This window comes from Halorubrum aquaticum, from assembly GCF_900113615.1.
GTDB classification, from domain to species: domain Archaea; phylum Halobacteriota; class Halobacteria; order Halobacteriales; family Haloferacaceae; genus Halorubrum; species Halorubrum aquaticum.
Genome location: NZ_FOPZ01000009.1, coordinates 65917 through 77627, shown reverse-complemented (window position 1 = coordinate 77627; position 11711 = coordinate 65917). Strand labels below are relative to the sequence as shown.

Below are 11711 nucleotides of genomic sequence, written 5' to 3'. Positions count from 1 at the left end.
GGATCGATGCGTATCGAGTCCGGTCATCGGATCACTGTCGCCCGCGGTACCAGACCGCCCCGCCGACGAGCACGACGAGGACCAGAACGCCGAGAACGACCGTGCCGATCGGCGGACCGCCGCCGTCGTCGACGGGTTCGGACACGTCGACCGGGTACTGGGTCACGTCGGAGATCCGGTCGTTCCCGCGCTCGTCGTCGTACCGGAAGTCCAGCTCGACCGGGTACGTCCGGGCGCCGGCGCTTCCGGCGGCGGACACCTCGAACCGGATCTCGGTCGACTCGCCGGGCTCGAGTTCATCGACGAACGCCTCGTCCTCGACGGCCGAGATCGGGTCGTCGGCGTACAGTCCGGCGTTGATCGACGAGAGCGTCTCGGGCCGCTGGTTGGTGATCTCGAAGGTGATCCGCCGCGTCTCGCCGGCCGGCACGACCGGGTCGTCGGCCTCGATCGCGAACTCCGGCCGCCGCGGCGCGACCTCGATCCGGGCGGTCGACTCCTCGGTCAGCGTCGCGTCGTCACCCATGTACTCCACGGTGAACCGGACCTGCCGCGGTCCGGGATCCGCCTGCCCGCTCACGTCGGCGTCGAACGAGAAATCGGTCGACTCGCCGGGCGCGAGGTCCGGGAGGGCGTACCGGCTCTCGCCGAGCGTCACCCGGGTGCTCTGCGGCTCGGCCACCAGCACCGCCTCGTCGACGGTCCGCGGTCCGTCGTTCTCGAGCGTCCCGTTTATCGACCCGGAGTAGCCGACCTCCAGGGTCGAGTCGACGCCGTCGACCGCGAACGACTGGCCCGGACCCACCTCGATCCGGGCGGTCGACTCGTCGGTCGCGGTGCGGTCCCCGCTCTCGTGTTCGACGGTGAACCGGACCTGTCGCGGGCCGGGGTCGGCCTCGGGGGTCACGTCGGCGTCGAGCGAGAAGTCGGTCGACTCGCCGGGTTCGAGGTCGGGGAGCGCGTACCGGCTCTCGGCGAACGTCACGCCGGGGCTCGTCGACTCGGCCACGAGGACGGCGTCGTCGACCGCCAGCGGACCGTCGTTGGCCACCGTCCCGGTGACGTTCCCCGAGTGGCCGACCGCCAGGCTCCCGCCGACGCCGTCGACCGCGAACCGCTGTTCGGGCGTCGGCGTGACGCCGACCCGCGAGGACGGCGAGGTGACCTCCGCCCCGTCGCCGTCGCGGTACTCGACGTTCGAGCGCAACACGTAGGTCCCGCCGGCGAAGTCGGGCGCGACCGTCGAGTCGAACGTCACGGTGCGGTTCTCGCCGGGGGCCCAGTCGCCGACGAACACGTCCGGCGGGCCGTTCGCGCCCACCGTGACGCCGCTGCCCGAGGCGCTTCCCGTAACGATCGCGTCGCGGGCGGTCTCGTCGCCGACGTTCCGCAGCGTGGCGTCCACCTCGCCGGTGCCGCCGACCTGCGCGTCGGTGTCGGCGTCGACGATCGCGAACCGCGCGCCGTCGTCGACCACGACGGTGACGTCGAGCTCCTCGGTACGGGAGGACTCGTAGTTGGTGCTCCCGTTCGGGACGATGGTCCGAGTGTAGCGGTAGCGGACCGTCACGTCGATCTCGTACTCGCCGTCGGCCGCGTCGTCGGGGACGGCGATCTCGATGGGGACCGGTCTGGGCGTGCCGGGCGGCACGTCGCCGACGGCGACCTCGCCGGTCGTTACCTCGATCGGGTCGTCCTCGTCCTCCGCTTCGGCCTCCAGCCGGAGGCTGCGGGCGGTCGTCACGCGCGGGTCGATGTCGCTTCCCATCTCCATCTCGCCCGTGTTGAGGAGGTCGACCTCGATCGTCGTCTTCCCGCCGGTCGGAATCGTCGGCTGTGGGAGGTACGCTTCGAGGTCCGGCTCGCCGCGGACCTGTCCGAACTGGTCGACCGCGCCGTCGCCGTCGGAACCGCCGACCGCGAGCGTCCCCGCCGTGCCGGGACCGTCGGAGACGGTCGATCCGCCGGCGGCCGCTGGGGTCGGCGTCGGCTGTGCGGCGACGCCGGCGAAGCTCCCGACGGCGGCGACGAGGAGCGCGCCCGCGACGACGACCGCGACCGCCGTGCGCCCGCTCGACGGCGTCACCGCTCACCCCCTGAGTCGGAACGGTGGCGTGTGAGGACCCGGATATCTGGTCGGAGGTCGGGTGAGCCGTGTGGAGGGGTCGGAAGGACCGGAACGGGAGCGGGGGCCGCGAGCGTGACGTCGCGACTTCGGAGGGTCGGTCCCCCGAGCGTCGGTGGTCGAGTCATGGATCCGCCTCTCCCGCCCGCGGCATAAGCGTGTTGAATGAACGTTCAATCAGGAGCGATATATACCCCTACCGGGTACACCGCGCATGGACGACCCGTTCACGGAGCCGGCGGACACCCGGGAGACCATCCTCGGCGCGGCCTTCCGTGCGCTCTGTGAACACGGATACGCGGACCTCACGATAAAGCGGATCGGCGAGGCCTTCGAGAAGAGCCCCTCGCTCGTGTACCACCACTACGACGGGAAGGACGAGCTGTTGGTCGACCTCCTCGAGTTCCTGCTCGACGGGTTCGAGACGGCCGTTTCCGGGGACGCCTTCGAACTCCCGCCCCGGGCGCGGCTCGACGCCTACGTGGCCGCGATGGCCGATCCGGGCGGCGTCGACGACGAATACGCCCCCGACGGGCGGTTCCTCGTCGCGATGGTCGAACTCCGGGCGCAGGCGGCGACGGACGCGGCGTACCGCGAACACTTCGACCGAAGCGACCGCGTGTTCCGGCGGTTCCTCGAGCGGTCGGTCCGGGAGGCGGCCGCCGAGTCCGTCGCGAGCGGGGACGGCGCCGTGCCGCGGGAGGCCGAACGCGACGTCCACCCGGCGGCGGTCGCGGAGACGCTCCAGACGCTCGCGATCGGCGCGATGCTGCGCTGGTCCACGACCGCCGACCGCGACTGGACCGGGGCGGTTCGCGAGGAGGCGAGCCGGTACCTCTCGACGACGCTGCCCGCGGTGGATCCGGAGGCTTAAGCGCGCCTCACCGCTCGACGGCGCCGTTCGCGTCCATCCGGCTGACCTCCTCCTCGAGCCACTCGCGGATCCACTGGACGCGTTTGATCCGCTGGTGGGCGATGCTCTCCGCGGTGTCGGAGACGACCCGGTCGGTGTGGTCGCGGCCGCGGTCGAGCACCCGGTCGACCATCTTCGCGGCGTCCATGTGGGTGCGTGACTCGTAGCCCATCCGCAACAGCATCAACACGGCCCCGTTCGCGCCGACCTTGTCGAGCACGTCCGCCTCGATCAGACACCGGCTCTCCAGTGGCACGTCGGCCAGATCGCCGGTGTAGGAGTGGTCGACGACCGCCCCGCACACCTCCTCGATGAACGACTCGGGGTAGTTGCCGCGGCTCCGGAGGTACTCGCGGGCGACGCGCGCGCCGGCCTCGGCGTGGACGTCCTGGTCGGCCTCGAGTTTGGACACGTCGTGGAACACCGCCGCCACCCGGACCACGTCGGCGTCCGCGCCCTCCGCTTCGGCGATCTCCTCCGCGAGGTCGACCACGTTGAGGATGTGGTTGAAGCGGTATTCCGCCGAGTGCCAGGGGTACCACCGCATCCGGCCGCCGTCCTCCTCGCTCTCGACGCTGGCCGCGAGGTAATCGCGAACGAACCGTTTCATCTCCTCGAAGTCCTCCTCGTCCACCTCCGTTTCCTTAATCTCGACGCCCACGGGGACCACCTCGGGCGGAAAACTCGTGATTCATTAGCCTAACGGAGGGGCGTTCCGTTCTTAGTCGTTACGACGAGGGGCTCAGAAGTCGGTACGGCGGGAGTCCCGAGAACGTCCCCTGAGACGACGGTGAACCGCCCGTGGGAGAGAGTGAAACGTCCGGAGAGACGTGTACTGCGCGGTGAGGCGGCTCCTGTGGTGGCGCGAACCCCGTCTCGCGCCGTCGGCGCGAGCGGGAACGCGAGGGAGGTCGAGGCGACCCGCCGGCGGTTCCGGCGGGTCGCCGAGACCGAGGCTGGGGAGGCGTGAGGTGCGGGGCGGTCGCGGTCGGTGTGGGTCCGGGGTCGTGCGGTCGGCGAGGGGGGGACGCGGAACGTACCGGACGGAGCGGGACGTACTGGACGGAGCGGGACGTACCGGATGGATCGGAACGTACCGGACGTACCCTGAGGGCGGCATCCCCTCGCGGTGATTTATGTTTACCCGGGCGCTCTCCGATCACGTGACCGAGCAACGCTACCTCGTAGACGACACGGTCCGGCGGTTCGAGGCGACCGTCGAACGAACCCTCGAGGACCGGGTCGTCCTCGACGGAACCCACTTCTACCCGACTGGCGGCGGCCAGCCACACGACACCGGGACGCTCCGCGTCGCCGGCGACCCCGATCGGCGCTGGCGCGTCGTCGACGTCGAGAAGGCCGACACGGTATACCACACGCTCGCGCCCGCCGACCGGGCCGACCGGACCGATCGGATCGACGATGACGGCGAGAACGACGGCCACGACGGCGACATCGGAAACGACGGACACGCGACGCCGAGCGACCTCCCCGAACCCGGGACGGCCGTGATCGGCGAGATCGACTGGAACCGCCGTCGGGCACACGCACGATACCACACCGCACAGCACCTGCTCTCGGCGCTGCTCCTCGAGGAGTACGACGCGCGCACGACCGGCAACCAGCTGTACGCCGACCGCGCCCACCTCGACGCGGCCTACGACCGGTTCGACGCCGACGACCTCGCCCGGATCGAGACGCGACTGAACGAGCTCGTCGAGGACGACCGCCCCGTCGTGAGCTACACGATGGACCGCACCGAAGCGGAGGCGACGCTCGACGCCGACCGAACGCGGATCGACCTCCTCCCGGACTCGATCACCGAACTACGGATCGTCGAGATCGGCGGAACACGCGAGGGCGATGCCACGTCCGACGCAGCCGAACCCTACGACCGGACGGCCTGTGCGGGAACCCACGTCGGGTCCACGGGGGAGATCGGCGAGATCGTCGTCACCGGCCGCGAGACGAAGGGCAGCGAGGAGGAGCGGATCCGGTTCGCCCTCGCCGACCACGTCGAGTGAGACCGGACGGCCCCCGCGGCGGGATCCCGCCGCTTATGTGTCACCCCTCGTTGGTTCGTGCATGAAGTTCTGCGACGAGTGCGGCTCGATGATGAAGTCGGGCGAGGGCGAGGACCACTGGGTCTGTGACGCCTGCGGCTACGAGGTCGGCCGCGACGAGGACGAGGAGGACGCCTGGACGACACAGTCCCAGGTGGAGTCGGAGATCGTCGACGTCAGCGACGCCGAGGACAAGGGGCTCCCGGAGACGACCGCCTACTGCCCGGAGTGCGGCAACGACCGCGCGTACTGGTACATGCAACAGATCCGCTCGGCCGACGAGTCCGAGACGCGATTCTTCGTCTGTACCGAGTGCGAGCACAAGTGGCGCGAGGACGACCACTGAGGGGTTCCGTAGCCGAAGCGCGTTGCGGCCCGAACGCTCCGGTCGGTCCCGAACTGCCCCCGTCGTTTACCTTGGCTCCTGCCGAAAGAGGGGGTATGGAGCCACCGGTCGTCCCCGCCGACCGCCTCGACGGTTGGCGACGCGTCGACGAGACGACCGACCGGCCGTTCGCCGCCGGTCCCGTCTCGGTGACCGCGAGCACGGTCCGATACGAGCGCGCCGACCGGTCGGAACCGCGTCCCTTCTTCTTCGCGAGTCGCCTCCGGATCCGCCCCGAGACGGCGCCGAACGCCGCGCTCACTCGACTCGTCGAGAACAGGGCCGAGGCGGGCTTCCGTGACCGGCTCGCCGAGCGCGACATCGAGGACGTCGAGCCCCGCGGCGAGCGGACGATCGCGGTCGACGACCCCGACGCCGCCGAGGCGACGCTCGTCACCCTCCGCGGTCGTTGCGCGCTCGACGAGGGAACGGTGCCGGTCGAGGCGCTGCTCGCGGTGTGGGAGGCCGGGTCGTACCTGATCGCGGGCGGAGCCTACCGACTCGATACGGACGCGAACGACGCGAGACGGGAGCTCGTCGGGCTCGTGCGCGGCGTTCGCCCCGACTGACGGCCCCGGTCCTCGCGGGGAACGGTCGCGGGTTACTCGCCCTCCAGCGGCTCCCCGCGTCGGTCGATACGCGTCGCCGGCAGCCCGGCCCGGTCGGCGTGTTCGCGGATCGCCTCGGCGTCCTCGGCTCGGTAGTGACAGAACGTCCCGGTCACGTCGCCGTCCTCGTCGGTCATGACTTCCGAATCGACCCACTCGATCCCGACGCCCTCCTCGCGGAGCCGTTCGAGCACCTCGCCCGACTGCTCGCCGGCGGCGTCGAGTTCCTCCTCGGTGATCGGTTCGTCCAACTCGCGCAGGATCGTGAAGTCCTCCAACTCCCCGTCGGACATGATGCGGTACCACGTTCCCGCGGTCACGAAGATAAAGTCGTCGACGGTTGGGGTGGGGAGAGTCGATCGCCCCGGAGCGGAGCGGCTCGGAACGATCCGATCCGCGGTCAACAGGGAACCGCCCCGGCGGCCGATCCGACCGGCGGGCGGTCCTCGTCGTAGGCCGTGTCGTCGATCCCGCCGTCGAACATCGACAGCCGGAGTTCGTAGGCGTACAACAGGTCGAACGCCGCGAACGGGTCGATCCCGGTGGCGATCAGTCCGGGCGCGTTCAGGCGGACGCCAGCCGCGAGCGTCACGACCGGCTCGCCCTCGAGCGTCCCGGCGAGTTCGACGCCGAACTCGTCGCCCGCGGCGGGGTCGGTGAGCACGGAGACGTGAACGAGCGCGTCGATCGTCGCCGGCGGGTCGCCGATCGCCAGCGGATACCCGTCGCCGGCGAAGCACTCGGTCAGCGGCCCGACCTCACGGTCCGCGGTCCCGTCCGACGGGTCGGCGGTTCCCTCGGTCGGATCGGGGGTCGTCGCCGCGACCCCGCCGGGAACGGCCGCGGTCGCGACGAGGAGGACGAGACAGCAGATCGCGACCGTCCGCGCCGGCGTGATCGGTTCCATCGCTCCCGCGTACGGCGTCTCCTATATAAACTCCGACGGGCCGGTTATTCGTCTTGAGATCCGCGGTCCGTCAGCGGCGAGCGCTCGTCGAGGAGGTCCTCGGAGACCGGATACTCCGCGACGAGGAGCCCCTGAACGAGCAGTTCGGCCGACGCGAGGTTCGTCGCCACCGGCACGTCCTTCACGTCGCAGACGCGCAACAGCGCGGAGATGTCCGGCTCGTGCGGCTGGGCGGTGAGCGGATCGCGCAGGAAGACCAGCCCGTCGATCGCGCCGTTCGCCACCATCGCCCCGATCTGGAGGTCGCCGCCGAGCGGCCCGGAGGCCTGTCGGTTCACCGCCAGACCGGTCTCGTCGCTGATCCGCTTTCCGGTGGTGCCCGTCGTGACCAGTTCGTGTTCGCCGAGCACGTCCGCGTGCGTCTCCACGAACGCGACCATCTCGTCTTTGAGTTCGTCGTGGGCGATGAGCGCGATGCGCATGGATCGGCATCGCCGTGACGGAACTTAAACGTCAGCCGCGACGGCGTGGCGCGGATCGGGCAGTCACGTCGGCCGTCTACTTGAACCGGAACGTCTCCAGGTTCTTCGGCGCGAACGTCCGCATGTTGTAGTCGTGATACAGCGCCGAGGACAGGTCCTGAACGGACCGCTCGTCGCCGTGGACGCAGAGCACCTTCTCGGGACGCGGGTTCATCGTCTTCACGAAGTTCTCCAGGCCCTGCCGGTCGGCGTGTCCGGAGAAGCCGTCGACGGTCTCGACGCCCATCTCGAGCGAGAGGGTGTCGCCGCGGCCGCCGTTGCCCCAGTCGGAGACGGGGATCTCGTCCCAGCCGTTCTGGATCCGGCGACCGAGCGTCCCCTGTGCCTGGTAGCCGACGAACACGAGGTTCGAGTCCGGCTCCGGCCCGATGTGGCGGAGCCACGACATGATGGGGCCGCCCTCGATCATCCCCGACGTCGAGAGGATGATACACTCCTCGCCGTCGGCGACGTCCTGACGCTCGTCCTCGCCGCCGTCGATGTGGTTGAACTCCTCGGCGAGGAACGGGTTCTCGTCCTCGTGGAAGATCCGGTTCCGGAGGTCGTCGCGGAGGTACTCCGGATAGGTGGTGTGGATCGCGGTCGCCTCCCATATCATCCCGTCGAGGTGGACCGGCATCGAGGGGATCTCGCCCTCGCGCATCGCCTCCTCCAAGACGAGCATTATCTCCTGTGAGCGCCCGACCGCGAACGCCGGGATGACGACCTTGCCGCCCTGCTCGTACGTCTCGTTGATGACGCGTTTGAGCGCCTCCTCGGAGTCGGCCTGGTCGGTCTGGTAGTCGTTGCGGCCGCCGTAGGTCGACTCGAGGACCAGCGTCTCGACGCGCGGGAAGTCGTTGACCGCGCCGTTGAAGAGGCGGGTGTCCTCGTAGTGGATGTCCCCGGAGAAGGCGACGTTGTAGAGGCCGTCGCCGATGTGGAAGTGCGTCACCGCGCTGCCGAGGATGTGCCCCGCGTTGTGGAAGGTGAGCTTGATGTCGGGCGCGATGTCCGTCACGTCGCCGAACTCGAGCGGGATCGTGTGTTTGATCGTCTCACGGACCTGCGCGGACTCGTACGGCGGGGTGCGTCCCTCCTTGGCCGCCACGTCGAGGTAGTCGAGTTGGAGCAGCCCCATCAGGTCGCGGGTCGGCTCGGTGGTGTACACCGGGCCGTCGTAGCCGTACTTGAAGAGCAGGGGCAACAACGCGGAGTGGTCGAGGTGGGCGTGGGTCAACACGACGGCGTCGAGGGTCGCCGCGCCCGCGCCGAGCGCCTCGGGCACCTGGAGGTACGGGACCTCACCCTCAGCGCCGGGTTTGTCCCCGCAGTCGATCAGGATCCGCGTCTCGGGCGTCGAGAGGATGAACGCGGCCCGGCCGACCTCACGACAGCAGCCGAGCGTCGTGATCCGCACCCACTCGTCGTCGGACATCTCCTCGCGATGGATCTGTCGGCCGACGCGCTCGAGGATGTCGCGGCGCTCCTCGCGCTCGTTCTTCAGGAAGTTCCGGACGTTCGAAACCGTCGAGGACTCGATCGGCGGCGTCCGGACGACCTCCGGAGTCCAGCCGATCTCCTGGGTGATCTCCCGGAGCGTGGAGCCCCGACGGCCGATCACCATCCCGGGCTTTTCGGCCTCGATCACCACCTCGCCGGTGTCCTCGTGGAAGTCGAGATCCGTCACCCCGGCGTCGTCCGGAATGACGTCCCTGACCTCCTTTTCCGCCCGTTTCGGGGGGGACAACACCGAGGGATCCGGGCGGACCGTGATCCGCTTGCGGAGCTTCGAGGCGAGTCGCCGGATCAGGTCGCCGTCGCCCGCGAACCGCTTCGGGTCTCGGGTGTACACGACTAGCTCCGGCCCCTCGTATTTGACGTCCGTGACGCTCACGTCGTTCGGGACCTCCTGTTCTATCGTCGACTTCAGGTTCTCGAGTTGCTTATCGACTTGGCTCATAGCTCACCGCGGGCCGTAGATCGCCGCCGCCGTCGGGTCGGACGGAACCGATACGCGGCACGTCGCCGAGCGTTCGACCGTGACGGGGTAGGCATAGTGGAAGTACTGTCCGTATGTACCGTTGCGGGAACAGCCAGCGAAAACCCGCTTGTCTCGGAATACACTCCCTTCGTTATAAAAGACTTCGCAAAACCGATACCGCTTGCCGGCGTGGTCCGCCCATGCGCGTCACCCCGGAGGCCGTCCGCGAGGAGCACGCCCGCATCCGCGACCGCGCCCCGGTCGTCGTCCCGATCCTCAACGACACGCGCGATCGGCTCGGTTCGCTGTTCGGCACCGAGGTCGACCGCGTCGACGAGGGAACCTACCGCCGCGAGGTCGACGCCGTCTTCGCGGACGGCGAGGTCGGGGTCAACGTGGCGGGGTACGCCGGACTCCTCCGCGACCTCGACGTCGCCGGCGACTACCCCGGCTTCGTCGTCGACGAGGTCCTCGGTCGGGAGCTCGCGGCGACGATCGCCGGCGGACAGCCCCTCTCGCTGCTCGCACAGGCGACGTTTCACTTCACGGACGTCCACGTCGACCGCGACGTTACGGCCGAGGAGGACGGGACGGGCGCGGGGACCGCGGGGGCCGACGACCTCGACGCCGCGCTCGCCGCGGGCTTCCAGACGCGACTCCCCGGGTGGGAGTGGCGTGAGGGGGAGAGCCCGTTCGCGGTCGGTCCCGAGCGGTGAAGCGGATCCGCGACGAACCCGCTACGAGACGAAGTTCCGGATCAGGTCGAACCCCTTGTCGCGGATCGCGTCCGGGAGGAACCGGGCGAGCACGCCGACGCGCGCGGGCGTTCCGGGCTGGACGCGTGCTGGCGGTTTCGTCGCGCTCGCGGCGTTGAGGATCTCCCCGGCGACGAGTTCCGGCTCGACCGCGCCCGGCCCGTCCCCGCCGATCAGCCCCGTGTCGTCGAAGAACGCGTAGACGGCCTCGTACGCGCTCGAGCGTTCCAGCCCGTCGGCCTCCTCGGGGTCCGTCTCCCTCGAGACGCGGTCCGAGAAGTCCGTCCGAACGGTTCCGGGCTCGACCACGACCACGTCGACGCCGAACTCGCGGACCTCGTTGCGCAGCGCGTCCGACATCGCCTCGAGCGCGAACTTCGATCCGGCGTAGACGCCGCCGCCGGGGAACGACACCCGTCCCGCCACCGAGGAGACGTTGAGTATCGTCCCGTCGCGTTCGCGTCGCATCGCCGGCAACACGGCCCGAGTCAGCCGGTGGGGGCCGTAGACGTTGACGTCGAACTGTTCGTGGACCCGCTCGGTCGGAACGTCCTCCATCGGCCCGAACTGGCCGTAGCCGGCGTTGTTGACGAGCGCGTCGATCGCTCCCTCCTCGTCGAGGATCCGGTCGACGACGCGGTCGACGTCGCTCTGGTCGGTGACGTCGAGCGTCGCCAGCTCACAGCCCGCCTCGCCGAGCGTCTCGACGTCTGCGGGGTTCCGCGCGGTCGCGTAGGTCGTCCACCCCTCGTCGTTGAACGCGTGCGCGGTCGCGCGGCCGATGCCCGAGGAACACCCGGTGATGAGTACCGTCTTCTGCACGCGTCGTCGGTCGGCCCCCGCCGGCATAACTCTCCCGACCCGGACGCGGTTCCCTCACGGCTCGTCGGATCGACTCTCCCTCACAGCTCCTCGGTCCGAATTCCCATCCCCTTCGAGGCGGGTGCGGTCCGCTCGAACCCCCACCGCTCGTAGAAGCCGTCGACGTCCGCCAGCAGGTCGACGTACGCGCCCTCCGGCGCGTTCGCCCGGAGCCAGTCGACGAGCGCGTCCATCATCGCCGTCCCGATCCCCCGTCCCTGATGCGCCTCCGCGACGGCCATGTCCGAGAGGTGGAAGACCGACCCGCCGTCGCCGACGATCCGCGCCATCCCGACCGCCGTTTCGGTCGTCGATCCGGTCTCGACCACGTGGACGCCGTACGTCGTGTTCGGGAGCCCCCGCTCGACCGCCTCGCGCGACCGGTCGCTCATGCCGGCCTCCCGGCGAAGACGGACGAACGCGTCGACCGAGGGCGTCGTCTCGCGCAGTTCATAGCCGATCGGGAGCAGGGACCCGTCGCGTCCTCGTCCCGGTCCGCCCGCTTCGACCGCGTCACCGTCGCTCATGGAGTCCCGTTTCGCGTCCCGGAAAATGGTCGTTTCGACCGGACCGAGTCGGGTTCGGTCGG

General features: G+C 69.8%; 13 protein-coding genes. 5 read left to right on the top strand and 8 right to left on the bottom strand.

Translation table 11 applies throughout. The features are described 5' to 3' along the window. Positions 1 to 31: 31 nt before the first annotated feature. On the bottom strand, positions 32 to 2086 hold the full coding sequence (locus tag F3H10_RS09365; protein ID WP_149784513.1) for a COG1361 S-layer family protein: 2055 nt from the start codon (positions 2084 to 2086) through the stop codon (positions 32 to 34). A gap of 253 nt (positions 2087 to 2339) precedes the next feature. On the opposite strand from F3H10_RS09365, the gene F3H10_RS09360 reads away from it, so the two are divergent. Next, the gene (locus F3H10_RS09360; protein WP_149784512.1) at positions 2340 to 2999 is read left to right on the top strand and encodes a TetR/AcrR family transcriptional regulator; all 660 of its coding nucleotides are present in this window, start codon (positions 2340 to 2342) and stop codon (positions 2997 to 2999) included. A 7-nt stretch (positions 3000 to 3006) separates the two neighbouring features. Here the strand turns inward: F3H10_RS09360 and F3H10_RS09355 are convergent, their stop codons facing one another. Next, positions 3007 to 3708, bottom strand: coding sequence for an HD domain-containing protein (locus F3H10_RS09355; protein WP_149784511.1), 702 nt, complete (start codon positions 3706 to 3708; stop codon positions 3007 to 3009). A gap of 493 nt (positions 3709 to 4201) precedes the next feature. On the opposite strand from F3H10_RS09355, the gene F3H10_RS09350 reads away from it, so the two are divergent. From F3H10_RS09350 to F3H10_RS09340, 3 genes are all read left to right on the top strand, one after another. Next, on the top strand, positions 4202 to 5062 hold the full coding sequence (locus F3H10_RS09350; RefSeq protein ID WP_149784510.1) for an alanyl-tRNA editing protein: 861 nt from the start codon (positions 4202 to 4204) through the stop codon (positions 5060 to 5062). Between the two features lie 61 nt (positions 5063 to 5123). After that, the gene (locus F3H10_RS09345; RefSeq protein WP_149784509.1) at positions 5124 to 5447 is read left to right on the top strand and encodes a transcription factor S; all 324 of its coding nucleotides are present in this window, start codon (positions 5124 to 5126) and stop codon (positions 5445 to 5447) included. Between the two features lie 95 nt (positions 5448 to 5542). After that, a complete protein-coding gene (locus F3H10_RS09340; RefSeq protein ID WP_149784508.1) occupies positions 5543 to 6055 on the top strand; it encodes a hypothetical protein in 513 nt (170 codons plus the stop codon). Between the two features lie 32 nt (positions 6056 to 6087). Here F3H10_RS09340 and F3H10_RS09335 read toward each other — a convergent pair whose 3' ends face one another. The 4 genes from F3H10_RS09335 to F3H10_RS09320 form a co-directional block, all read right to left on the bottom strand. Then, positions 6088 to 6387 (bottom strand): DUF4242 domain-containing protein, encoded by a 300-nt coding sequence (locus F3H10_RS09335; RefSeq protein WP_149784507.1) that lies wholly within the window; start codon positions 6385 to 6387, stop codon positions 6088 to 6090. 107 nt (positions 6388 to 6494) lie between these two features. After that, entirely contained in the window at positions 6495 to 7001 is a 507-nt protein-coding gene (locus F3H10_RS09330) for a DUF7332 family protein (RefSeq protein ID WP_149784506.1), read from the bottom strand. Between the two features lie 44 nt (positions 7002 to 7045). Then, positions 7046 to 7483, bottom strand: a complete 438-nt coding sequence (locus tag F3H10_RS09325; protein ID WP_149784505.1) for a methylglyoxal synthase — start codon at positions 7481 to 7483, stop codon at positions 7046 to 7048. A 76-nt stretch (positions 7484 to 7559) separates the two neighbouring features. Further along, positions 7560 to 9485 (bottom strand): beta-CASP ribonuclease aCPSF1, encoded by a 1926-nt coding sequence (locus tag F3H10_RS09320; RefSeq protein ID WP_149784504.1) that lies wholly within the window; start codon positions 9483 to 9485, stop codon positions 7560 to 7562. 221 nt (positions 9486 to 9706) lie between these two features. Between F3H10_RS09320 and F3H10_RS09315 the strand changes: the two genes are divergently transcribed. Then, the gene (locus F3H10_RS09315; RefSeq protein ID WP_149784503.1) at positions 9707 to 10222 is read left to right on the top strand and encodes a hypothetical protein; all 516 of its coding nucleotides are present in this window, start codon (positions 9707 to 9709) and stop codon (positions 10220 to 10222) included. A gap of 21 nt (positions 10223 to 10243) precedes the next feature. On the opposite strand, the gene F3H10_RS09310 is transcribed toward F3H10_RS09315, so the two are convergent. Together F3H10_RS09310 and F3H10_RS09305 are read right to left on the bottom strand one after the other, a co-directional pair. Then, entirely contained in the window at positions 10244 to 11110 is an 867-nt protein-coding gene (locus F3H10_RS09310; RefSeq protein WP_149784502.1) for an SDR family oxidoreductase, read from the bottom strand. Between the two features lie 53 nt (positions 11111 to 11163). Continuing rightward, positions 11164 to 11649 (bottom strand): GNAT family N-acetyltransferase, encoded by a 486-nt coding sequence (locus tag F3H10_RS09305; protein WP_149784501.1) that lies wholly within the window; start codon positions 11647 to 11649, stop codon positions 11164 to 11166. Between the last annotated feature and the right edge of the window lie 62 nt (positions 11650 to 11711).

Bases quoted from the DNA above. Each gene is read 5' to 3' on its own strand.
- F3H10_RS09360 (WP_149784512.1), top strand. From the start codon at position 2,340: ATGGACGACCCGTTCACGGAGCCGGCGGACACCCGGGAGACCATCCTC.
- F3H10_RS09345 (WP_149784509.1), top strand. From the start codon at position 5,124: ATGAAGTTCTGCGACGAGTGCGGCTCGATGATGAAGTCGGGCGAGGGC.
- F3H10_RS09340 (WP_149784508.1), top strand. From the start codon at position 5,543: ATGGAGCCACCGGTCGTCCCCGCCGACCGCCTCGACGGTTGGCGACGC.
- F3H10_RS09335 (WP_149784507.1), bottom strand. From the start codon at position 6,387: ATGTCCGACGGGGAGTTGGAGGACTTCACGATCCTGCGCGAGTTGGAC.
- F3H10_RS09330 (WP_149784506.1), bottom strand. From the start codon at position 7,001: ATGGAACCGATCACGCCGGCGCGGACGGTCGCGATCTGCTGTCTCGTC.
- F3H10_RS09325 (WP_149784505.1), bottom strand. From the start codon at position 7,483: ATGCGCATCGCGCTCATCGCCCACGACGAACTCAAAGACGAGATGGTC.
- F3H10_RS09320 (WP_149784504.1), bottom strand. From the start codon at position 9,485: ATGAGCCAAGTCGATAAGCAACTCGAGAACCTGAAGTCGACGATAGAA.
- F3H10_RS09315 (WP_149784503.1), top strand. From the start codon at position 9,707: ATGCGCGTCACCCCGGAGGCCGTCCGCGAGGAGCACGCCCGCATCCGC.
- F3H10_RS09310 (WP_149784502.1), bottom strand. From the start codon at position 11,110: ATGCCGGCGGGGGCCGACCGACGACGCGTGCAGAAGACGGTACTCATC.
- F3H10_RS09305 (WP_149784501.1), bottom strand. From the start codon at position 11,649: ATGAGCGACGGTGACGCGGTCGAAGCGGGCGGACCGGGACGAGGACGC.